This window comes from Pseudomonas sp. GW823-FHT03E05, assembly GCF_058796855.1.
Genome location: NZ_JBXAJB010000001.1, coordinates 1,076,692 through 1,099,323 on the forward strand (window position 1 = coordinate 1,076,692; position 22,632 = coordinate 1,099,323).

The 22,632-nt window shown below is 67.1% G+C and carries 17 protein-coding genes; 5 read left to right on the forward strand and 12 right to left on the reverse strand.

Annotation, left to right across the window (positions count from 1 at the left end):
* Nucleotides 1–9 precede the first annotated feature (9 nt).
* Nucleotides 10–921 (reverse strand): AraC family transcriptional regulator, encoded by a 912-nt coding sequence (locus AC1RCO_RS04810; RefSeq protein WP_011061472.1) that lies wholly within the window; start codon nt 919–921, stop codon nt 10–12.
* Between the two features lie 104 nt (nt 922–1,025).
* Here AC1RCO_RS04810 and AC1RCO_RS04815 point away from each other — a divergent pair, with 104 nt between their 5' ends.
* The 5 genes from AC1RCO_RS04815 to AC1RCO_RS04835 are packed head-to-tail and all read left to right on the forward strand — an operon-like array spanning nt 1,026 to nt 5,471.
* Nucleotides 1,026–1,586, forward strand: coding sequence for a carboxymuconolactone decarboxylase family protein (locus AC1RCO_RS04815; protein WP_015635738.1), 561 nt, complete (start codon nt 1,026–1,028; stop codon nt 1,584–1,586).
* A gap of 49 nt (nt 1,587–1,635) precedes the next feature.
* Nucleotides 1,636–2,706, forward strand: coding sequence for an acyl-CoA dehydrogenase family protein (locus tag AC1RCO_RS04820; protein WP_011061470.1), 1,071 nt, complete (start codon nt 1,636–1,638; stop codon nt 2,704–2,706).
* Nucleotides 2,703–3,542 carry an ABC transporter ATP-binding protein gene (locus AC1RCO_RS04825; RefSeq protein ID WP_011061469.1) on the forward strand — a complete coding sequence of 280 codons (840 nt, stop codon included), beginning with the start codon at nt 2,703–2,705 and terminating at the stop codon, nt 3,540–3,542. The genes AC1RCO_RS04820 and AC1RCO_RS04825 overlap by 4 nt, the downstream gene beginning before the upstream one ends.
* Nucleotides 3,508–4,707 (forward strand): ABC transporter substrate-binding protein, encoded by a 1,200-nt coding sequence (locus AC1RCO_RS04830; protein WP_492617449.1) that lies wholly within the window; start codon nt 3,508–3,510, stop codon nt 4,705–4,707. Before AC1RCO_RS04825 ends, AC1RCO_RS04830 begins: the two co-directional genes overlap by 35 nt.
* A complete protein-coding gene (locus tag AC1RCO_RS04835) occupies nt 4,707–5,471 on the forward strand; it encodes an ABC transporter permease (protein WP_011061467.1) in 765 nt (254 codons plus the stop codon). The genes AC1RCO_RS04830 and AC1RCO_RS04835 overlap by 1 nt, the downstream gene beginning before the upstream one ends.
* A gap of 186 nt (nt 5,472–5,657) precedes the next feature.
* Here AC1RCO_RS04835 and AC1RCO_RS04840 read toward each other — a convergent pair whose 3' ends face one another.
* From AC1RCO_RS04840 to AC1RCO_RS04890, 11 genes are all read right to left on the reverse strand, one after another.
* Nucleotides 5,658–6,455 carry an ABC transporter ATP-binding protein gene (locus AC1RCO_RS04840; RefSeq protein ID WP_220222709.1) on the reverse strand — a complete coding sequence of 266 codons (798 nt, stop codon included), beginning with the start codon at nt 6,453–6,455 and terminating at the stop codon, nt 5,658–5,660.
* A 9-nt stretch (nt 6,456–6,464) separates the two neighbouring features.
* Nucleotides 6,465–7,226: an ABC transporter permease gene (locus AC1RCO_RS04845; RefSeq protein WP_015635737.1), complete on the reverse strand. Its 762-nt coding sequence runs from the start codon at nt 7,224–7,226 to the stop codon at nt 6,465–6,467.
* A gap of 10 nt (nt 7,227–7,236) precedes the next feature.
* The gene (locus tag AC1RCO_RS04850) at nt 7,237–8,004 is read right to left on the reverse strand and encodes an ABC transporter permease (protein ID WP_065364136.1); all 768 of its coding nucleotides are present in this window, start codon (nt 8,002–8,004) and stop codon (nt 7,237–7,239) included.
* Between the two features lie 367 nt (nt 8,005–8,371).
* A complete protein-coding gene (locus AC1RCO_RS04855) occupies nt 8,372–10,843 on the reverse strand; it encodes a TonB-dependent receptor plug domain-containing protein (protein ID WP_072441736.1) in 2,472 nt (823 codons plus the stop codon).
* Nucleotides 10,844–11,033: 190 nt separating this feature from the next.
* Nucleotides 11,034–13,304: a TonB-dependent receptor gene (locus AC1RCO_RS04860; protein WP_404672656.1), complete on the reverse strand. Its 2,271-nt coding sequence runs from the start codon at nt 13,302–13,304 to the stop codon at nt 11,034–11,036.
* A 397-nt stretch (nt 13,305–13,701) separates the two neighbouring features.
* The gene (locus AC1RCO_RS04865) at nt 13,702–14,760 is read right to left on the reverse strand and encodes an ABC transporter substrate-binding protein (protein WP_019094957.1); all 1,059 of its coding nucleotides are present in this window, start codon (nt 14,758–14,760) and stop codon (nt 13,702–13,704) included.
* Between the two features lie 37 nt (nt 14,761–14,797).
* The gene (locus tag AC1RCO_RS04870) at nt 14,798–15,850 is read right to left on the reverse strand and encodes an ABC transporter substrate-binding protein (RefSeq protein ID WP_492617450.1); all 1,053 of its coding nucleotides are present in this window, start codon (nt 15,848–15,850) and stop codon (nt 14,798–14,800) included.
* 19 nt (nt 15,851–15,869) lie between these two features.
* The gene (locus AC1RCO_RS04875; RefSeq protein WP_492617451.1) at nt 15,870–17,027 is read right to left on the reverse strand and encodes an LLM class flavin-dependent oxidoreductase; all 1,158 of its coding nucleotides are present in this window, start codon (nt 17,025–17,027) and stop codon (nt 15,870–15,872) included.
* 271 nt (nt 17,028–17,298) lie between these two features.
* Entirely contained in the window at nt 17,299–19,206 is a 1,908-nt protein-coding gene (locus tag AC1RCO_RS04880) for an ABC transporter ATP-binding protein (RefSeq protein WP_492617452.1), read from the reverse strand.
* The gene (locus tag AC1RCO_RS04885) at nt 19,199–20,980 is read right to left on the reverse strand and encodes an ABC transporter ATP-binding protein (protein ID WP_492617453.1); all 1,782 of its coding nucleotides are present in this window, start codon (nt 20,978–20,980) and stop codon (nt 19,199–19,201) included. The genes AC1RCO_RS04880 and AC1RCO_RS04885 overlap by 8 nt, the downstream gene beginning before the upstream one ends.
* Before the next feature lie 277 nt (nt 20,981–21,257).
* A complete protein-coding gene (locus tag AC1RCO_RS04890; RefSeq protein ID WP_011061455.1) occupies nt 21,258–22,505 on the reverse strand; it encodes an acyl-CoA dehydrogenase family protein in 1,248 nt (415 codons plus the stop codon).
* Nucleotides 22,506–22,632: the final 127 nt, after the last annotated feature.

The following is a 22,632-nucleotide window of genomic DNA, read 5'->3' on the forward strand; positions in this document are numbered from 1 at the left end:
GGGCGCGTTTCAGCGCCCTTCGTGCTGCTTGCGATAGGCCCCGGGCTGCAGGCCCACGGCCTTGGTGAAGGCCCGGGTGAAGGCGGCGATCGACTGATAGCCCACGGCGGCGCCCACTTGCTCCACTGTCTGGTTGGCCTTGAGCAACTGGCAGGCGTGGCGCATGCGCAGGGCCAGCAGTACCTGCCCCGGGGATTGCCCGGCCAGTTCATTGAACCGCTTGAAGAACGCCGAGCGCGAAAGCCCGGTCAGGGCCGCCATGCTTTCCAGGGGCCAGGCTTCTCCGGGGCGCTGGATCAACTGCTCCAGCAGCGGTGCAAACCCCGGGTGGCGGGCCAGGGCCACCAGGCCGCCGAGGTCCTGGTTGGCGTTGACCTGTTGGCGCAGCACATACAAAAACAGCAGATGGCTCAGGCGTTCCAGCAGCGCCGAGGAGGGCGCCGGGGTGCGCTGGCATTCTTCGAGAATCAGCTGGAACAGCGCCCGGGCGGCGCTCAGGGACGGGTCGCCGGCCCTCAGGATGAGCCAGCCCGGCAGGCTGTCGATGATCAGCGAGGACAGCCCGGGCTTGAAATGGAAAAAGCCGCAGACCAGCCCCACACCGTCCTGGGCTCCCGGCTCCAGGGGCACCATGGGCGTGCGCGGCAGTTGCTGCGCCGCTTCAGCCTGCTGGGCACTGGACAGCCGGTAGCCCAGGTCCTGCAGCAGGAATACCGCGTCCCCGGCATCCAGGCGCAGGGCCTGGGGCGCGCCGTCGATATGCAGCCAGCAATGGCCCTGGACGATCAGGTGGAAGCTGGCCCGGGCCAGGCCCTGGGTGCTGGCGTGCCAGCCTCCGCAGTAGCGTCCGACGTGAAACAGGCTGGCATCGAGTTCCAGGCCTTCTAATAACCAATCAACCAGTGGGCTTGACGAAATCATCTAAGGGAAACACTCAGAAGCAAGTAATCGCTACTTTAGAATATGGATCGGAATTCTTATAACCAACAGACTTGACGCACACCTACACAGCAGGAGTCCACTCCATGTCCCGCGTCACTCTACACACCTTGCACACGGCTCCAGAAGCCGCTCGGCCCTTTCTTGAGAACGCGCTGAAGAACTCGGGCTTTATCCCCAATCTGCTGGGCATCCTGGCCAATGCCCCGGCGGCCCTGGAAACCTACGTCACGGTGTCCGCCCTCAACGGCAAGGCCGAGTTGAGCCTGGCGGAGCGTGAAGTGGTGCAATTGGTGGCCGCCACCACCCATGGCTGCGATTTCTGTGTCGCAGGTCATACCTCGGTGGCCCTGAACAAGGCCAAACTTGCGGACCCGGTGGTCAGCGCCCTGCGCGAGCAGAGCACCTTGCCCGAAGCCCGGCTGGAAGCCCTGGCGGCATTTGCCCGGGAAGTGATCGCCACCCGGGGCAAGGTCAGCGACGCCGGCTATGCCCAGTTCAAGGCGGCAGGATACAGCGAAGGCAATGCGCTGGAAGTGATCCTGGGCATCAGCCTGGCCACCCTGTGCAACTTCGCCAACGTGTTCGCCGGCACTGAACTGAACCCCGAGCTGGCCAAGTATCGCTGGTCAGTGCAAGGTCAATGAGCCAGGGCGCCGGCGGTTGCGCGGCGCCCCCTTTCAAGGAGAAAACCACATGCTCGATGCGCAATTGAGTGAATGGCTGGATGCCCAGGCCCAGGCACTCGACCAGGGCCAGTGCGACCCGCAGCAGGTCCTCGCCCGGCTGGCGGGCGCCGAGGTACTGCGGGTCGGTATCGACCCGGCTCAGGGCGGCAGCGGCGGCGACCTGACCGATGCTCTGGAAGTCATGGCCAGCGTGGCCAGCCATTCCCTGGCGGCGGCCTTTGTCTGCTGGGGCCAGCGAGCCTTTATCGAATACCTGCTGCACAGCCCCAATGCCGGTTTGCGCCAGCGCCTGCTGCCCTCGTTGCTCAGCGGCGAGCTGGCCGGTGCCACCGGGCTGTCCAATGCCATGAAGTTTCTCTCGGGGATCGAGGCCTTGCAGGTCCGGGCCCGGGAACAGGAGCAGGGCTGGAGCCTCAACGGTCGTTTGCACTGGGTCACCAACCTGCGCAAGAGCGGGTTCGTGGTGGCGGCGGCCATCGAGCGCGAGGAGGGCGGCGCGCCGTTCATCCTGGCGATCCCCGATGCCTTGCCCGGGTTGCAGCGCTCCGATGACCTGCAACTGATGGCCCTGCAATCGAGCAACACCGCTGCCCTGGAACTGAACCAGGTGGCGGTGGCCCGTGACTGGCTGCTGCACGAGGATGCCCGAGTGTTCCTGCCGGCGGTGCGCCCGGCCTTTCTCGGCCTGCAATGCGCCCTGGCCATCGGCCTGGCGCGCCGGGCCCTGAGCGAGGTGGAAAAGCACGTCGAGGGCGCCCGTTCGATCCTCCACGAACCCTTGCTGGAACAACGCCAGCACCTGGAACAGACCGTCGGCGAACTCAAGAGCGGCCTGCTCGACGGGCGCTTCCTGAGCCAGCCCGGGGCGCTGTTCCGGGTGCGCATCGCCCTGGCGGAAGCCACCGCCAACGCCGTGCAACTGGAGCTGCAGGCCAGCGGCGGCAAGGCCTACCTCAGCGAGTTCGGCAGCGGCTTTGCCCGGCGCTGGCGCGAGTCGGCCTTCGTGCCCATCGTCACTCCGAGCCTGGTGCAACTGCGCGCCGAACTGCAACGCCAGGCGCGGAATGCGGCAGCATGAGCGGCCTGTTGAACGCACAGGCGATCAGCCTCGGCTACCCCGCGGCGCAAGGCTGGCACACGGTGCTGGAGGATTTCGACCTGCACCTGCAGGCCGGCGAGGTGGTGTCCATTCTCGGCCCCAGCGGGGTCGGCAAATCCAGCCTGCTGCGGGTCCTGGCCGGCCTGCAGAAGCCCCACGCCGGGCAGGTCAGCCTGTTGGGCGAGCCCCTCGACGGCCCTCATCCGCGGGTCGCGGTGGCATTCCAGGACCCCAGCCTGCTGCCCTGGCTGAACCTGGAGCACAACGTCGCCTTCGGCCTGGATTTTGCCCGCCAGCCGCACCTGAGCCCGCGCCAGCGCAAGGAACGCATCGACCAGGCGATTGCCGCAGTGGGCCTGGAACACGCCCGCCAGCGCTATCCGGCCCAACTGTCCGGCGGCATGGCCCAGCGCACCGCACTGGCCCGCTGCCTGGCGCGCCAGCCCCAGGTGCTGCTGCTGGATGAACCCTTCGGCGCGCTGGACGAGGTGACCCGCGCCGACATGCAGCAACTGCTGCTCAAGGTGATCGGCCAGCACCGCACCGCGGCGCTGCTGATCACCCACGACATCGACGAAGCCCTGCTGCTGTCCGATCGGGTACTGCTACTGGGTAACAGCCCGGCGCGCACCCTCGGCCAGTGGCACATCGAGCTGCCGGCGCCGCGCGCCGAGCGGATCGAGGAACTGGGCGCGCTGCGCATCGAGATTCTCAAGACCCTTCGGCGGGCGAGCCGCAACCCCCACACTTCCCCTTTGCCTGCACCGTCGGAGATTGACCATGTGCCTGGACGACTTCACTCATACCCGTCGTGACTTTCTCAAGCTCAGCGCGCTGCTGACTGCCGGCGGCGCCTTGCCGCTGCTCAACAGCCTGCAGGCCCGCGCCGCCCAGGAACCGGACGCGCCGGTGCGCATCGGCTACCTGCCGATCACCGACGCCACGCCCTTGCTGGTGGCCCACAACAACGGCCTGTTCGAGGCCGAGGGCATCAAGGCCGAGCGCCCGGTGCTGCTGCGCAGTTGGGCCCAGGTGATCGAGGCGTTCATTTCCGGGCAGGTCAACGTGATTCACCTGCTGTCGCCGATGACCGTCTGGGCCCGCTACGGCAGCCGGGTGCCGGCCAAGGTGGTGGCCTGGAACCACGTCGGCGGTTCCGGCCTGACCGTGGCCCCGGGCATTACCGAGGTCAAGCAACTGGCGGGGCAGTCGGTGGCGATCCCGTTCTGGTATTCGATCCATAACGTGGTGGTGCAGCAACTGTTTCGCGACAACGGCCTGGTGCCGGTGAGCAAGGCCGCCGGCAGTGTCCTGGGGGCCAACGAGGTCAACCTGGTGGTGCTGCCGCCTTCGGACATGCCGCCAGCCCTGGCCAGCAAGCGGATTGCCGGCTACATCGTCGCCGAGCCGTTCAATGCCCTGGCCGAGGAACTCAAGGTGGGCCGGGTGCAGCGCTTTACCGGGGATGTGTGGCGCAACCACGCCTGCTGCGTGGTGTTCATGCACGAGCATGACCTGGACAACCGTCCCGAATGGTCGCAGAAGGTGGTCAACGCCATCGTCAAGGCCCAGCTGTGGACCCGCGACCACCGCGCCGAGGCCGCGCAACTGCTGTCCAAGGATGGCGCCAACCGCTACACGCCCCATGCGCCCCAGGTGCTCAACCGGGTGCTGGCGCCGGCGGCGGCCGACCGCGAGGCCTACCTGGCCAGCGGCGCGATCCAGCACAGCCACTGGGACGAGCAGCGCATCGACTTCCAGCCGTATCCGTTCCCCAGCTACACCGAAGAGTTGGTCAAGCGTCTCAAGGACACCCTGATCGAGGGCGACAAGGGCTTTCTGGCCGGCCTTGACCCGGCACACACCGCCAAGGACCTGGTGGACGATCGCTTCGTGCGCAACGCCATCGCCTCGGTGGGCGGGCTGAAGGCCTTCGGCCTGGCGGACAGCTTCGAGCGCAGCGAGGAGTTCGGTCTTTGATGGGCAAGCAACCTTCTTCCCTGAGCCATTGGCTCCTGGGGCTTGCCGGGCTGTCGAGCCTGCTGCTGGGCTGGTGGCTGGGGGTGCACCTGCTGGGCGATGGCAACGGCCTGGCTGCGCGTTTCTCCCCCGAGGCGACCTTCGCCAGCCTGCTGGAACTGCTGGGGCGTGGCGAGCTGTACGAGCATGTGCTGGTGAGCCTCAAGCGGATCCTGGTGGGTTTGCTCCTGGCCTTGCTGATCGGCGTGCCCCTGGGCCTGCTGGTGGGCAGCTACCGGCACCTGGAGGCAGCCACCACCCCGGCGTTCCAGTTTCTGCGGATGATCTCGCCGCTGTCCTGGATGCCGGTGGTGGTGATGCTGATGGGGGTAGGGGACCAGCCGATCTACTTCCTCCTGGCGTTCGCCGCGCTGTGGCCGATCCTGCTCAACACCGCGGCCGGCGTGCGCCAGCTGGACCCGCGCTGGCTGCAACTGAGCCGCAGCCTCAGCGCCACCCGCTGGGAGACGCTGCGCAAGGTGATCCTGCCCGGGGTGCTGGGGCATGTGCTGACCGGGGTACGGCTGTCCATCGGCATCTTGTGGATCGTCCTGGTGCCCTGCGAAATGCTCGGGGTCAGCGCCGGCCTGGGCTACTTCATCCTCGACACCCGGGACCGCCTGGCCTATTCGGAACTGATGGCCATGGTGCTGCTGATCGGCGTGCTGGGTTTTGCCCTCGACGCCCTGGCCCGTGGCCTGCATCGCCGCTGGTCCCACGCCTGAGGCCCGCCGGTGGGCCCGGCGCGACACCGGCGGCGCCCCCGTAGGAGCCGGCTTGCCGGCGAATGGGCCCTCAAGCCTTGCACCGCCCCTGCGGGCGCCTTCGCTGGCAAGCCAGCTCCTACGGCCCCGGCGTAATCGCGGCGCTACCTGCGTAGGAGCCGGCGCAGCGCCGGGGTGCCGGGACGATCAATGCCCCACCAGTTCCTCCAGCAACTGCTCTTTGTAGCCTTGCAACACGGGTGAAGAGCGGTCCCGGGGATGGGGCAGGTCGACGCGGATCTCATGCTTGATCCGCCCCGGATGCGCGTCCATGACGATTACCCGGTCCCCCAGGTACAGGGCTTCTTCAATGTCATGGGTGACCATGATCACCGTGCAGCGCTGCTGCACCCAGATACGTTGCAGTTCGTGCTGCAGGCGCACCCGGGTCAGGGCATCCAGCGCCCCCAGGGGTTCGTCCAGCAACAGCACCTTGGGCTGGTTGATCAGCGCCCGGGCAATGGCGCCGCGCTGGGCCATGCCGCCGGAGAGCTGATGGGGGTAGGCCTGCTCGAAGCCTTGCAGGTTGACCAGGGCGATGTGCTCAGCCACCCGGCGCTGTTTCTCGGCTTCGGACAAGGGGTGGTTCTTCAGTGCCAGGGCGATGTTCTGGGCCAGGGTCATCCAGGGAAACAGCCGATGGTCCTGGAACACGATGCCCCGTTCCAGGCTGGTGCCGGTCACTGGCTTGCCGTCCAGCAGCATCTGCCCCTCATAGTCACCCTCCAGGCCGACGATCAGCCGCAGCAGGGTGGATTTGCCGCAGCCGCTGGCACCGACAATGCTGACGAACTCCCCGGGCTGGACGTCCAGGTCGATGCCTTGCAGCACCGGCAGGGCCTGGCCCTGGATCCGGTAGCTCTTGTTCAGGCCGCGGATCTGTAGGGCCCCGGTCCGGGCGTGGAGATGAGTGGGGAGCGGGGCGTGTTGGGCGATCGCATTCATGGGGAGGCCTTAACGGGTAGGGCGCCAGCGCAGCAGGCGGCGGCTCAGAAGGGTCAGCAGCAATGTCATCAGGTAGCCGCACAGGCCGATGCACAGCACGCAGAGCACTATCACTTCCATGCGTGAGCCGGCTTCGGCGTTCATCATCAGGTTGCCCAGGCCGGCCCCGGAGGACAGGAACAGCTCGCTGCCCACCGCTGTCACCCAGGCAAAGGCCAGGGCCTGCAACAGGCCGGTGGCAATGCTCGGCAGGGCCGCCGGCAGCAGGATGTGCCGCAGCCGCTGCGCCGGGTTTAGCACCAGCACCTGGCCGACCTCGCGGTAGCGCCGTTCCACCTGGCAAAAGCCCTGGTAGGTGTTGAGCACCATGGGGTAGAAGGCCGCGAGGCTGACGATCAGCATCTTGGAAAACTCACCGTTGCCGAACCACATGGCAATCAGCGGAATCCAGCCGAGCATCGGCACCTGGCGGATCGAATGGAACAGCGGGCCGATCAGTCGGTTGGCCAGGGTCGAGAGGGCCATCAGGGCTCCCAGCATGACCCCGGCCAGGGTGCCCAGCAGCAGGCCGCCGCTGGCCCGGCCCAGGCTGGCCAGCAGGTTGACCGGCAACTCGCCGTTGCCCAGCAGTTCCAGCAAGGCGCTGGCGATGGTGGAGAGCGGCACGAAGGCGTAGGCCCCGGCGGCGTCCTGGCGGGACAGGTATTCCCAGCCGCCGATCAGCAGCAGGGGCAGCAGCAGGCCGCGAAACTTGGCCAGTAGAGTCGTCATGCAAGGGCTCCTAGCGGGTTTGCCAGCGCAGCACGCGCTGTTCCAGGCGGCGGAAGGAGAAGTCCAGGACAAAGCCGATCACGCCGGTGACCACTATCCCCACCATCACCACATCGATGCGCAGCATCTGCCGGGCCATCTCGATCATCTGCCCCAGGCCGCTGTCGGCGGCCAGCAGCTCGGTGGCCACCAGCACCACCCAGCAGCGGGTCAGGCCGATGCGCAGGCCGGTGATGATCGGTGGCGCCGCGGCGGGCAGGGCGATCTGGCGCACCAGGGTCGGCCAGCGCAGGCGGTAGACGTCGGCCACCTCGAAGTAACTGCGGGGAATGGCCTTGACCCCCTCGCTGGCGGCCAGGGCCACGGGGAAGAACGCAGTCTTGGCGACGATGACGATCTTGAAGGTTTCATCGATGCCCAACAGCAGCACGAACATCGGGATCAGGGCGATGCTGGGGATCTGCCGCAGGGTATGGAACAGCGGCGCGCAGTACGCCTCGACGGTCTTGGACAGGGCCATCAGCACCCCGAACACCAGGCCGCCAAGGGCCCCCAGGGCAAAGCCCAGGCCCAGGCGCGACAGGCTGTTGTGCAAATGCTCCAGCAACTCGCCGCTGGCCAGCAGGGTTTCGAAGGTGTGCAGCACCTGGGCCGGCGGTACCAGCAGGTTGCGTGGAAAGATCCCGGCCTGGGCCACCAGGGTCCAGAGCATCAACAGGGCCAGGGGCGAGACCAGCCAGGTCAGGGAGGTGAGCGTGCAGCGCAAGGAATGAGCCATGGCGGTTCTTATATCGGCGAAGTACCCGATGCCTATCGCAAGACCTGTGCCATCGCGCGCTCGTAGGAGCTGGCTTGCCAGCGAAAGCGTCGGCTGGGGTGGTGCAAGGCTTACGGGCCTGTTCGCCGGCAAGCCGGCTCCTACGGGGCGGGCGGGCCTGCGGGATGTATCTGGCGGCTGTAGGAGCTGGCTTGCCAGCGAAGGCGTCGGTCGGGGCGATGCAGGGCTTGCGGGCCTGTTCGCCGGCAAGCCGGCTTCTAGGGGAGGAGCGGCGTGTGGGTGGGTTGTGGGCGCTGGCGTGCCAGCGAAACTGATGCCTGGGCAGCAGCCACTGCTGCCAGGGCAACACCCCGGCAGCAGTCCGGCCTCAGAAGTCGTAGCTGAGGCTGGTGTAGTAGAACGCGCCCTGGGCGCCCTCGGGGCTGGTGATGGAGTATTTCGGCACGCCATACAACTGTGCCCCGGATGCCTTGTCCGGGTGGGTGTCGAACAGGTTGATGGCGCCCACCGACAGCTTCAGCGCCTTGTCGAAGTGGTAGCTGATGTCCAGGTCAGTGACCCATTGCGCGCTGAAGGTCTGGTCCAGGGTCGGGTTGCTGGCGTTGAGGCTCTTCCATTGCCCGTACCGGCGCTGCGCCAGGGTCAGGCCCCAGCTGTCGTACAGCCAGTTGGCGCTCAGGGTCAGCTTGTTCTTCGGGGTGCCGTCCTCGATCAGGCCCTGGGTGGTGCGGCCGACGATCTGCGAACCGGCGATGTTGCCCACGTCCCGCAGGGCGGTGATCCGGGTGTTGTTCTGGCTGTAGCCGCTGGACAGGTTCAGGCGCCCCCATTGCTGCAGGTCCAGCTGGTAGTTGCCGGTCAGCTCGACGCCATCGGTGCGGGTGTCGGCGACATTGGTGTAGAACGCCGCGCTCTGGATGTTGGCGTAAGGGGTGCCGGCAAAGATCGGCGTGACCACCGAGGCCGGCAACTGGTCGGACAGGGTGATGCGGTTGTCGATGTTGATCCGGTACGCATCCAGGGTCACCGAGGCGTTGGCCAGCGGCCGCCAGACCAGGCCCAGGGAGTAGTTGGTGGACTCCTCGGGCTTCAGCGCCTTGCCCCCCAGCAGCTTGGCTTCCGGGCTGTCGGCGCGCAGGGTGCGTTGCTGCACCTCGACGTAGTTGCCGCTGCCCGGCGGTTGCTCCACCACCTGCACGCTGAACGAGGACAACCCGCTCTGCACCAGGGACGGCGCCCGGTAGCCGGTGCTGGCGGTGGCCCGCGCGGCGAGCTGCGGGGTGAAGTCGTAACGCAGCGACAGCTTGCCGTTGGTGGTGTCGCCAAAATCCGAGTAGTGCTCGGTGCGCACCGCGACCCCGGCCTGGAATTTCTCGGTGATCTGGCCTTCGACGTCGATATAGGCGCCCCAGACCTTGCGCTCAAGGGATGCGGCGTCGACCTGGGTAATGCCCGAGTAGTAGCCGGGAATGCGCCGCCCGGTGACCGGGTCCACGGTATTGAACAGCGGCCCGTTCTGCCAGCCCGCCGCTTCGCCGGCGCTCAGTTCGTAGTTCTCCTGGCGCCAGGCCAGGCCCGCCGACAGGGTCAGGGGCTTGAACAGCAGGTCGGTGGGGAAGTCCCGCACCCAGTCCAGGGTCAGGTTGGTCTGGTCGGCCTCGCGCTTGCCGGTGTAGATCTTCGCCGGGCTGGCCTCGCCCCAGCTGGGGTTGATGGCGTTGCGGTCGGCGGATTTCAGGCTGTTGTCACCGTGGTTCAGCGCCAGGTCGAACTTGCCCAGGCGTTCGTCCTCGTAGCGCAGGCCACCGGTCAGGGCATAGTCCTCCAGCGAGTAGCGGGTGATCGGCAGGCGGCCGTCGGGGTAGCGTTGCAGGGCGTCGCTGCCGTAGTTGTTGCGCAAGGTGGTGGGCGGGTCGAAGAAGCCTTCGGCGTCGGTGTTCTTGTGGGAGTAGGTGGCAAAACCGTAGGCGGTCAGCCCCTCGCCCAGGCCGAACTCGCTGTTGGCGGCGAAGTTGTACTGGTCCGAGACATTGCCCGAGCCCCAGCGCCAGGTGCGGTAGCGGTTGTTCTGCTCCCGCGGCGTCTGGGTGCTGGTGGAGCCGGGGTAGAAGATCCGGTTGTCGGGGTTGGTGTCACTGGCCGGGTCCTGGCTGCCGGCATCGAAGCTCAGGGTCAAAAAGCCGTCGTTGGGCAGGCTCAAGCCCTTCCAGCCGCTGAGCTTGCGTTGCAGGCCATCGCCCTTGTCGTAGCCGCCGAAGCGATAGCCGAGGTTGCCGCCGTCGTCCTTTTCCTTGAGCACGATATTGATCACCCCGGCGATGGCGTCGGAGCCGTACTGGGCGGCGGCGCCGTCGCGCAGGATCTCCACTCGTTCGATGGCGCTCAGGGGGATCAGGCTCAGGTCCACCGCGGCGGCGCCGCGGCCGTTGACCAGGCTCTGGCGGGTGACGTTGGCGCTGGTGTGGCGGCGCTTGCCATTGACCAGCACCAGCACCTGGTCCGACGCCAGGCCGCGCAGGGAAGCACCCTGGGCGATGGAGCCGGCGAAGGCGCCCTGGGGCGACTGCGGGTAGCTGAACGAAGGCGAGAGGGCGGTGAGGGCGCCGGACAGGTCGCTGGCCCCGGTCTGCTGCAACTGCTGGGCGGACAGCACGTCCACCGGTGCGGCGCTTTCCAGGGCCGTTACATCACTGCGCCGGGTGCCCAGCACCACCACCGTGTCCAGGTGATCGGCGCTGGCGCCGGGGGCATTGCTTGAGGTCTGGGCAGCGAACGCGGGCACGGCAAGGCTGCCGACGACCAGCGCCACGGCGCCGGCCAACGGATTGCGATGGAACATCTTTGGATTCCTTGTGAAATGAATGACCCCAATCGCCCCTGTAGGCGCTGGCTTGCCAGCGAAGGCGTCGTCATGGACGGCGCAAGGCTTGCGGGCCTCTTCGCCGGCAAGCCGGCTCCTACAGGGTGGGTGCGGTGGTGGGCGATACCGGCGGCCCGGAAATCAGGGTTCGGGTGGCCTGCCGCGGGGCTCAGAAGCGGCTGGTGACGCTCAGGCCCACGGTGCGCGGGTCGCCGTAGGTGATGACGTATTGCCCCAGGGTGCCGTTGGGCCGGCCATGGACCTGGTAGCGGCGGTCGGTGAGGTTGTTGACGAAGCCGGTGACGCTGAGCTTTTCATCCGGGCTGAACCAGGTCAGGCGGGTGTTGGCCAGGGTGTAGTGGGGTTGGCTCAGGGTCTTGTCGGCGCTGCTCTGGCGGTCGGCGAGGAAGTACTCCTTGTCGCGGAAACTCACGTCGCCGCCGGCCACCAGCTTGCCGCCGATCTCCAGGGGAATGGTGTAGTCGGCCCCCAGGGACACCACGTTGCGCGGCGAGCGCACGAAACTGTTGCCGCTGTAGTCGCCGGTGACCGCGCCGGTGTTGGGGTTGGTGTTCTTGAAGTCGGTGTACTCGGTATCCAGGAACGAGATCGCCGCCCGCAGGTGCAGATAGTCCGTGGGCTGGCCTTCGAGCTCCAGTTCCGCGCCCTTGACCTTGCCCTTGGCGCCATTGGTCAGGGCCGTGGTGAGCACGCCGTTGTTGACCGTCAGCAGGTTCACCTGGATGTCCGAGTAGTCGTAGTAGAAGACGTTGGCGTTGGCGGTCAGGCGATGGTTGAACCATTCCGACTTGAGGCCGATCTCGTAGGCGTCGAGTTTCTCCGGGTCCACCGTGGTCAACTGCGCCAGGCTGGTGGACAGCCCGGTATTGAAGCCCCCGGAACGGAAACCGTGGGCGTAGCGGAAGAACACCCGGACGTTGTCGTTGATCCGGTATTCCGGGGTCAGATCGTAGGTCCAGGCTTCCCAGGTCTTGCTCTCGTCGCGGCTGCCATTGCTGCCGGCGGCGCCCAGGGGGATCAGCGGGCCGTTGGCGGTGGCGCGGGTGAGCTGGGTCAGGTCCAGGTCGATGTCTTTCTTTTCCTGGGTCCAGCGCAGGCCGCCGGTCACGGTGAAGTTGTCGGTGAAGTCGTAGGTCAGGTTGCCGAACAGCGCGTAGCTGTCGGTGGTGTGCTGGTAGTTGAGGTCGCGAAAGTCGGTGGCGCCGCCGGTCTGGTTGGAGCCGGTGCCGTTGGGCGTGGGGCCCGGGGTGATGAGGCGCTTGGCCGAGCTGTCCAGGTCCTCATGGAAGTAGTGCACCCCCGCCAGCCAGCGCAGGGTTTCCTGCTGCGGCGAGGCCAGGCGCAGTTCCTGGGAGTACTGGTTGTAGCGGTTGTCGCTGATGGCCGCGCCGTTGACCTCGTAGGGGGTGTAGTCGGCGTCGCTGGTGGACTGCCCGCGAATGTAGTCGTAGGCGCTGATGGAGGTCAGGGTGTAGTCCCCCAGGTGCCAGTTCAGGGTCAGGGACGTACCGTCGTGATCGAGCTTGGCATCCTCGTTGACGTTGAGGGCGATGTTGCGTCCGTCGGGCCGCTGGTAGCCGACGTTGTAGTAACGGCCCACCGGCAGCGAGCCGTTGCTGCCGTCGCCCTTGTATTCCCGGGCGTGGATCTTCAGCAGGGCGTCCAGGTCCGGGTTGAGCCTGGCCAGGAACTGCAGGCGCACGGCCTTCTTGTCGACGTCGCCGTAGGTATGGTCGTCGGTGAGGTTCTTCTGGAAGCCGTCGCGTTCTTCCGAATACAGCGACAGCCGCGCCGCCAGCCTGTCATCCACCAGGGCACCGCCGATGGCGCCATTGAGGATGCGCTCGCTCTTGCTGCCGATGCCCAGGGTGCCGTAGCCGTCGGTGTCGAAGGTCGGCTTCTTGGAAATCACATTGACTGCACCGGCAGTGGTGTTCTTGCCGTACAGGGTGCCCTGGGGCCCGCGCAGGATCTCGATGCGCTCCAGGTCGAACAGCGGCCCGCCGCCGGCGATGGGCGCGTTGAGGTAGACATCATCGGCGTAGATGCCCACCGGGAACACCGTGGCCGCCCCGGTGTCGCCCGTGCCCAGGCCGCGGATGTACCAGCGTGGGCGGCCGTCGCCGTCGGGGTTCTTGGCCGAGGCGTTGGGGATGAAGGTGGTGATGTCGCCCATGTTGCGCACCCCGTCGGTCACCAGGCTGGTGCCCTGTACGGCGGACACCGCCACCGGAACCTCTTGCAGGGTTTCCTCCCGGTGCTGGGCGGTGACGGTGACGGTCTTCAGGGCGGGTTCGCTGCTGTTCCCGGTGGTGTCGGTGCCTGTGGTTTCAGCGGCCAGCAGGCCCTGGCTGAATGTGCCCCCGGTGAGCGCCAGTGCCAGCCATAGACTCTTGGTGATCGGATTAAGCTTATGCATGTTGAACTCCCCCATTTAAAGTTTCGCTAAGAGGGCTAGAGCAGAGAACGTGCCAAGAGGCTTAGTGGGTTTTATGGGTAAGCGTTAGTTTGATCAAGCCATTGAAAAACAAGGATTAATTTAAATTCGTTTGAGTGTTTTAGAGAGGGGTTTGGCAGGCGTGAAAAGTTGCGGGCCAGAGGTTTAAAACATCCTGCGCAGGATTCAGCAGAAGTTGCTTGGCTGGTGCTGCTGGAGCAGCACCGATTGCCCGCTGGACTGTTGCTGCGCCAGCACCGGCCCCCCAAGCCCGTAGGAGCCGGCTTGCCGGCGAAGAGGCCCGCGAGACATGCATCGCCTGGGCTGGCGCCTTCGCTGGCAAGCCAGCTCCTACGGGTTCCACCGTCAGTTCGTGGGGTTATACCGCCACGCGAGAGGTGGAGCCGATGACCGCCTCCAGCACACTGAAGTCGATCCACTCGCGCACGTCGAAACGCCGTGGAATGAACTGCCAGCGATGCAGGAAATCGGTGAAGTCCTGCAAGGCCTCGATGGATCGCGCATCCAGGGTGGTGCGCAGGCGTCGGTGGGCATCCTCGCCATAGGCGGCCGCCACCCAGTACTCGCTGGTGTTCAGTTCCCGGGCCAGGAAGCGCCGGGTTTCCTCGGGGTTGGCCCAGGCCCATTGTTCGGTGCGCAATACGGTGTCGACGATCTTCACGCTGGCGTCGAAGTGCTCGCGCAGCAGGTGGGTGTCCACGGTCAGGGTACGCGGGGTGCCGTTGTTGGAGCGGATCAGCGGGTCGGGGTGGGAACCGGTGTCCACCACCACCTGCAGGCCGAACTCGTTGGCCAGGTGCACGGCGTGGGCGCCCTTGAGGAAGATCGCGTCGATATCGCCCCGCAGCAGGCCGATCAGTTCGTTGTTGCGCCGGCTGAAGCGGGTCACCCCAAGGCTCACTTCGGAACCGTACAGGTGCTGCTTCTGCTCGTCGCTGTAGGTGCCGCCGTAGGGGTAGTCCACCAGTTCCACGTCGGCCACTTCCAGGCCTTCTAACCTGAGTGCGTTCTCCAGGCCGCGCAGGGCCTGGGCCCGGGTGAAGTCGATCTGCACGTTGGCCCACTTGGGCAGGCCGAAGCGCCGGTTCTTCAGGTCGCGGATGCTCTTCACGCCGCTTTCCGCGGTGGTCAGGATCAACTGCACCTCGTCGCTCCAGGACAAGCCCAGGACCCGGGTCTGCACGCCGCTGGAGTAGGCCCAGATGGCCGGGATGTTGCCGCCGTGGCGCACCGAGTTCTGCAGGTGGTGGTCGTAGTGGGCCTCGCGCACTTCGCGTTCGCTGGATTCGCGCAGGGACTGGATATTGGTGCCGAACGGCAGGAAGGCCTCTGCCAGGCGTCCGGACTGTACCGCGATGCCGAGCCCGGTGGGCACCGGGCTGTGGGTGTACCAGAGGGTATCGAGTGATTTGCTCATAAGGGTCTTCAGTTCGAATCCATGAAACCTGGCGCGGTCAGCCGGCCAGAGCGGTAGGGGTAGCCAGCAGCGCATCCAGCGGCCGGCGGTCGATCCATTGGCGCACATCCACCTGCTGCGGGATGAAGCGCCAGCGCCGCAGGAAGGTGCTGAAATCCTGCAGCGCGTCGATGGCCTGTTCTTCCAGGCCGGTGCGCAGGCGCAGGTGGGCATCCTCGCCATAGGCGGCGCTGATCCAGTACTCGCTGCTGTTGGTTTCCCGGGCCAGGTAGCGGCGGGTGTCTTCCGGGTGGTGGCGGGCCCAGTCTTCGGCCCGCAGCACCGCGCCGAGAATCCCGGTGGCGACGTCCAAGTGCTGCTCCAGCAGATGACTGTCCACCGTCAGGGTGCGCGGTGTGCCGTTGTTGCAGCGGATCAGCGGGTCGGGGTGGGCGCCGGTGTCGATCAGGGTACGCAGGCCGAACTCGTGGGCATGGCGGGCGGCGCTGGCGCCCTTGAGGAAGATCGCGTCGACTTCGCCTCGCAGCAGGCCCTGCAGTTCCAGGTTGCGTCCGCTGCTGGGCTGGGCGCTGACCGGGGTGTCGGCCAGGGTCTGCACCTGGGGGTCGCTGAAGGTGCCGCCGTAGCGGTAGTTCACCAGTTGCAGGTCGCCCACTTGCAGGCCGTCCAGGCCCAGGGCGTTTTCCAGGCCGCGCAGGGCCTGGGCGCGGGTGAAGTCGATCTGTGCGCCGGCCCAGTCCGGCAGGCCGAAGCGTCGGCCCTTGAGGTCCTTGATGCGGTGGATGCCGCTGTCGGCACGGGTCAGGATCAGTTGCACCTCATCGGCCCAGGACAGGCCGATCAGCCGGGTTTCCCGGCCCTGGGCCCGGGCCCAGAGGGCCGGGATGCTGCCGCCGTGGCGCACCGAGTTGCGCAGGCTGTGATCGAAGTGCGACTCGCGCACGGCCTGGTCGCTGGACTCGCGCAGCGACTGCACCTGGGTGCCGAGGGCGCCGAGGCTGTCTTGCAGCCAGCCTTTCTGCACGGCAATGCCCAGGCCCGTGGGGACCGGGCAGCGGGTGTACCAGAGGGTATCCAGAGGATGGGACATGAACGGGCTCCTTATAGGCTCAGGCGCGGGCCTGTAGCGGCGTCGTCTGGGCGACGGGGCGTTGCTGCACCAGGGGCAGGACTTCCTGGCCGATGCGCAGGGCTTCTTCCAGGTGCGGGTTGCCCGCCAGGATGAAGGTGGAGAAACCGGCATCGCGGTACTCCGCCAGGCGCTCGGCAACGTTCTGGTGGCTGCCCACCAGGCCCACGGTGGGCCCCGGCTTGGCCTTGGCGAAGCCGGCCCAGAGGTTGGGGCCGAGGATCAGGTCGTCGAAGCGGTCGACGTTCTGGTGGTAGGCGGTCTGCCGCGCTGCGCCCACCGAATCCGAGCCGCTGGTGAAGTTCTTGGCGATCAGGCTGCCCTTGCCTTCGAGCTTGTCGAACTGACGGCGCAGGTCGGCCCAGGCCTGCTCTTCGGTTTCCCGGGCGAACAGATCGACCCGCAGTCCGAAGCGCACCGTGCGCCCCTGTTTGTCCGCCAGCTCGCGAACTCGCTCGATGTGGGGCTTGAGCTGGTCGATGGGCTCGGCCCAGTTGAGGTAGACGTCGGCGTGCCGCGCCGCCACGTCCAGGGCCGCATCGGAGAAACCGGAAAAATACACCCCCGGCTTGCGCTCCTGCTGCAGGCCCGGGGGCAGGGCGCCGTTCTCCAGTTGGTAGATATCGCCGTCATAGGAGAAGCGTTCGTTCTGCCACAGGCCCTGGATGATGTCGAGGAACTCGCCGGTGCGCTGGTAGCGCCGGTCGTGGTCCAGGTAATCGCCATTGGCTCGCTGGCTGACCGGGTTGCCGCCGGTGATGATGTTCCAGTCCAGGCGGCCGTGGCTGAGGTTCTGCAGGATCGCCGCCTGTTGGGCGGCGTAGGCCGGCAGGGTCCAGGTGGCCTGGAAGGCGATCAGAAAGCGGATGCGCCGGGTTTCCCGGGCCAGGGCCGCGGCCACCACCCAGGGCTCGGGGCCGGTAGGCAGCAGGGCGCCTTCGAAGCCCGCCAGCTCGGCGGCCTTGGCCACCTGGGCGATGTAGTCGATGTAGGTGAAACCGTCGGGCTCGCCGTTGGCCAGGCGCCCGGGGGCGATATGCCCGGCGCGGGGGTGGGGGTTGCCGCGATTGTGCTTGTCGGTGCTCAACTGCGGGCCGTCGGTGCCCAGCGGCAGGCGCCAGAAAAATTCAGTGCTCATGGGTGCTCCTGATTCAGTAACCCGTTGCGCCGCGCGGGTGCGAAGACGCCTGTCAGGGGGTAATTGCAACGGCCATGCCATGGCCGTCGCAGCCCACCATGGCGGGGGTTCGGTGGCTTCAGCCGGCCTCGCGCAGGGCCCTGGTGCTGCTGTAGCAGCACCCCGGCAGCAACCGCTGCTGAGCGCGCAACAACCCAGCGCCTCCTTGCCGGCGAACAGGCCCTTGAGCCTTGTGCTGTCCTTGCGGGCGCCTTCGCTGGCAAGCCAGCGCCTACAGCTGGCGCGATACCGGCGGTGCTTGTGTAGGAGCCGGCTTGCCGGCGAAAGGGGCCGCGGGGTTTGCGCCGCCGGGTTGGTCGGCGCTACGCAGATAGGCCTGGTACAACGCCGCATAGGCGCCGTTCTGCCGGATCAACTGCTGATGCGGTCCCTGTTCCACCAGTTGGCCGTGGCGGATCACCGCGATCCGGTCGGCGTCCCGGATGGTCGCCAGGCGGTGGGCGATGATGATCGCCGTGCGCCCCTGGCACAGCCGGCGCAGGGCGCGCTGGATGCGCCGCTCGGTGTGGATGTCCACCGCCGAGGTGGCTTCGTCCAGTACCAGCACCGCCGGGTTGGCCAGGTAGGCCCGTACCAGGCACACCAGTTGCCGCTGGCCATGGCTCAGGTGTCCACCCAGGGGGCCGACCTCGCTGTGGTACTGGTGGGGCAGGCGTTCCAGCACCTCGTCGGCCCCCAGCTCCCGGGCCGCGGCAATCAGCGTTGCATCATCGGCGCCGGGGGCTGCCAGGCGCAGGTTGTCGAGGATAGTGCCGCTGAACAGCACATTGTCCTGCAGCACCACGCCCACGGCCCGGCGCAGGTCGTGCTGGGCCAGGTGCCGGATGTCCACGCCGTCGAGCGTCACGGCGCCGCCCTGAACGTCGTAGAAACGGGTCAGCAACTGCACCAGGGTGCTTTTGCCATGGCCCGAGGGGCCGACAATCGCCAGCACTTCGCCGGCCTTGATCTGCAGGTCCAGGTTCTGGATCACCGCGTTTTTGCTCCTGGGGTCGTAGGCGAACCGCACCTGTTCGAAACCGACCTCGCCCCGGGCCCGCTGCATGCGCTGGGGCTGGGCCGGGTCGAGGACCTGGGGCCGGGTGTCCAGCAGCAGAAAGATCCGCTGCGCCGAGGCCGAGCCGGTGGCGTAGCGTTCGAACAGGTCAGAGAGCTCCTGCAACGGGCCCAGAAACAGAAACACGTAGAACAGGCTTTCCGCCATCTGGCCAACGCTGATCTGGTTATCGGCCAGCCCATAGCCGCCCACCAGCAGCAGCGCGGCCATGCCGGCGGTGCTGAGCAGCGCAGTGAATGGGGCGAACCAGCTGGAGCGCAGGCTGCCGCGGATCAGCGCCTGGTTGAAGTCATCCAGCAGGCCGCGATAGCGCTGCAGGTTGGGTTCCTGCTGCCCGCATTGCTGGAGCATGCGCGCGCCGCTGACGCTTTCCACCAGGTGCGCGGTGAAGCGGCTGCGGTTCTCCGCGACCCTGGCCCAGTTGCGCTGGGAGATGCGCTTGAAGCCCCAGGTCGCCAGCGCCAGCAGCGGCACCGTGGCCGCCAGGCTGAGGAAGAAGCGCGGGTCGATGCGCCACAGCATCAGCGCCGCCAGGGCGCAGCGCAGCAGGGCCCCCAGCAGCTCCGGCGGACCCTGGATCAGCAGCGGCTCCAGGCTGTCGACGTCGCGGTCGGCGCGGGAAATGATGCGCCCGGCGCGGGTCTGGTCGAAGTAGCTGACGCTCAGGGCCTGGATATGGGCAAAGACCTTGACCCGCAGGTCGTTGAGCACCCGGATCGCCGCGATGCCGGCGACGAACTGCGACAGCCCGGCCAGGACGAAGCGCCCCAGCCAGCTGGCCGCCAGCCCCAGGCCCAGCCACAGCACCAGGGACTCGTCCAGCAGCCAGTGACCCTGGTCCGGGACCAGCCCGCGGTCCAGCAGTTCGCGCACGAACCAGGGCCGCAGGAACACCGTGAACACCAGCAGCAACTCGATGCCGATCACCGTCAGGATCGGGCCGCGGATCGGCCGCAGCAGGGGCAGCAGGCGCGACAGCATGCTGCGGTCCAGGGCCTGGCGGGCAAGCATTTCCTCGATTTCGATATCGCTCAGGGCCTTGCCGGCGATTGGATTAGCCATGGTCGACTCCCAGCAGGTCGCGGTAGTGGGCGTTGGTCTTGAGCAGCTCGGCGTGGCGGCCGCTGGCACGGATTCGCCCGTCCTGCAGCAGCAACACCCGGTCCGCCAGGAGAATGGTCGAGAGCTTGCTGGAGATCACCAGCAAGGTGGTGGCCCGGCCCTGGTCTCGGCGCAACTGGCGGATGTTGTCCAGCACCTGGCGTTCGCTGATGGCGTCCAGGGCGCTGGTGGCGTCGTCGAGGCAGAGAATGTCCGGCTCCCCCAGCAGCGCCCGGGCCAGGCTCAGGCGCTGGCGCTGGCCACCGGAGAGGGTGACCCCGCGATCGCCGAGGCGGCTGTCCAGCCCTTGGGGCAAGCGTTCCAGTACGTCTTCGGCGGCTGCCAGGGCCAGGCCCTGGCGCAGCTGCCGGTGGCTGGCGTCGGGGGCCGTGAGGCGCAGGTTGGCCGCCAGGGTGTCGGAAAACAGGAAGCTTTCCTGGGGCACCACATGCACCCGGCACCGAAGCTGTTGCAGGTCCAGGTCGCGCACGTCCTGCCAGCCGCTGAGTTCCGAGCCCAGCAGCACCCGGCCGGCACCGGCTTCGGTGAGGCGCGGCAGGAGGCTGGCCAACAGGCTCTTGCCGGTGCCGGTGGCGCCCACCAGGGCCACCACCTCTCCGGGCTCAAGGCTCAGGGAGCAGTCATCGAGAATCTTCCGGCCACCGCCGGGGGCGCTGACGCTGACCCCCTCCAGGCGCAACCCCAGGGGCGCCTGGGGCAGCCGGGCGTTGCCACTGCGGATGTGCAGCGGCTCGTCCAGCAACTGCCAGATGCGCTCGGCACTGGAGCGGGCGTCGGCAAAGGTCTGCATCACCCGGCCGATGCCTTCGATGCGAAACACCAGGGTGGTGACGATCAGCAGGGCGCTGACCAGCTCGCCGATCCCCAGCTGCCTGGCCGCCACCTGATGAGCGCCGTAGACCAGGATCCACACGTGGCTGAGGGCGACCACGGCCTGGGGCAGGGGGATACGCGAACTGGAATAGGCCAGGGCCCGGCGCGCGTGCTCGGCGAACAGCCCGACCTGGGCGGCAAAACCCTGGATGCGGCTGTGCTCCAGGGCGAAGGACTTGATCACCCGCACCCCGCCGATGCCCTCGCTGAGGTCCTGGTTGACCCGGTCGTAGGCAGCGCCCACTGCGCGGTCCAGGCTCACCAGGTGCTCGGTCTGGCGCACGAAGATCCACAGTCCGCAGGCGGTGAGCAGCAGCGGCACCACCGCCAGCCAGGGGCTGTACCAGGCCAGCAGGCCGACCGTGGCCAGCACCACCAGGGGCGTTTCCACCACCTGGCGCCAGAAGCTGATCAGGGCATCGCGGACCTTGTCTGCATCGCGGGTGGTACGGGTGATCATTTCACCCATGCCGTGCTGCCAGTGGTAGCCCAGGTGCAGGCCCTGGACCTGCTGCAGGATGCGCTCGCGCAGGCGGGTCAGCAGTTCCTGGCTGAGCACCAGGGACAACACCGTGGCGGCGTACTGCAACAGGCCGCGGCCCAGGGCCACCGCCAGCAGCAGCCACAGCCAGTACCAGCCCAGGCTGGCATCCAGGCTGCCGTCGGCCAGGTGCTTTACCGCCTGCCCGCTGCTGACATCGTTGACCGCATGGCCGATCAGCCACTGCTGCCAGACCAGCCCGAGGTTGACGGCGACATAGAGCAGCGCCACCAGGGTGAAGCGCCAGGGCACTTCCCGGTAGATCGCCAGCGCGCGCAAAAGAGGGTGTTTTTCGATCATGCAGGGCTCGTTCAAAAAATCGGCCACCCCCGTAGGAGCAGACTTGCCAGCGCCTAGGGTGTGCGTGATGCCGTGGTTGTGGGTAGGCGCCGGCTTGCCGGCGAAGAGGCCCGCCAGCCTTGGGCCGGTCTTTAGGGCGCTTTCGCTGGCAAGCCAGCTCCTACAGGGTTACGTGATGCACCCGCTTGGGTAGGAGCCGGCTTGCCGGCGAAGAGGCCGCCAGCCTTGTGCCGGGCTTGAGGGCGCTTTCGCTGGCAAGCCACCGCCTACGGCGGCGTCAGGGTGCGGGGCGGGTCGCGCCCTGTTGCTCCTTGGCGTTGAGGATCGCGGTGTATTCGCCCGGGTCGACGCCGTTGAGGTAGTAGTTGCCCACGTGGTGCAGGCGCCAGCGGATCGGGTCGTGGGTGGTGTGCACCCGGGCATTGCGCCAGAAGCGGTCGAGGTTCCATTTGCTCAGGGAGGAACTGGCCCCCAACAGCGAGAAGATGTCGCTGGAGATCTTCAGCGAGGCGCTGTCGGAATGGGCCCGGGCGGTGGCCACGGACAGGATCAGCTGGTCCTGCAGTTCCTTGTTGTCCGGGTCCTGCTCGTGTTCGTCGAACACCCGCGCGGCATCGCGCAGCAAGGATTCGGCAGCACGCAGGGCCACGGCGTATTCACCGATCTGCTTGATGATGTGCGGCTCTTCGCTGGCGTGGTCGACGCCGCTTTCCACCCAGGGCCGGGCGTGCTGCTTGAGGTAGTCCACCGCGGCCCCCAGGGCTCCGGCGGCGATCCCGGTGTCGATGGCCGCATGGAGGATCTGCGGGAAGGTCAGGCCGGTGCGTTTCATCGGGCCCTTGCGCGGCGAGACAAAGTCTTCGTCCAGTTCGATGTTGTCGAACAGCACCGTGCCGCTGACCGAATTCTGCTGGCCGAAGGCATGCCAGTCGTCCACCAGGGTCAGGCCCGGAGCGTTGCGGTTGAGCAGCACCCCGGCGCCGCCTTCTTCGCTGGCGGCGGTCAGGGAAATCCATTCGGCCAGGTAGGAACCGGTGGAGTAGAACTTGCTGCCGTTAAGGATCAGCTTGCCGTCGGCGCGGCGCTCGATACGGGTCTTGAGGGCGAACTTGTTCTTGCCGCCGATCTCCGCCAGGGCATTGCCCAGGCGCTTGCCGGCCAGCACGTCGCTGACCACGCGGTCGCGCACGGCATCCGGGTAACCGTTGAAGATGCCCCGCAGCATCACGTTGTGGATCTGCAGCAACTGGCCCACACCGCCATCGGCCACCGAGATCAGGCGTACCGTTTCGACGATGGTGGCCACCGAGGCCCCCAGGCCACCGAAGGCCTTGGGTACACCGATGGCGGTCAGGCCGCTGTCGGACAGCAACTGCGCCTGGCGCCGCGGCAACTGGCCGTTGGCCTGGCTGTCGGCGGCGATGGCGGCGATTTCCGTGGCGATTTCCCGGGCCACGGCGATGGCTTCGGCCTCGCTGCCCAGGACACGGACCGGAGTGACAGGAAGGGCTTGAACGCTACTCATGCTGGTACCTCTATCTGAAGAAATCTGCCCCCAGGGGCGTGTGTATCGACCTGATCCGTAGGAGCCGGCTTGCCGGCGAAGGGGCCCTTGAACCTTGCGCCGGTCCTGGCGACGCCTTCGCTGGCAA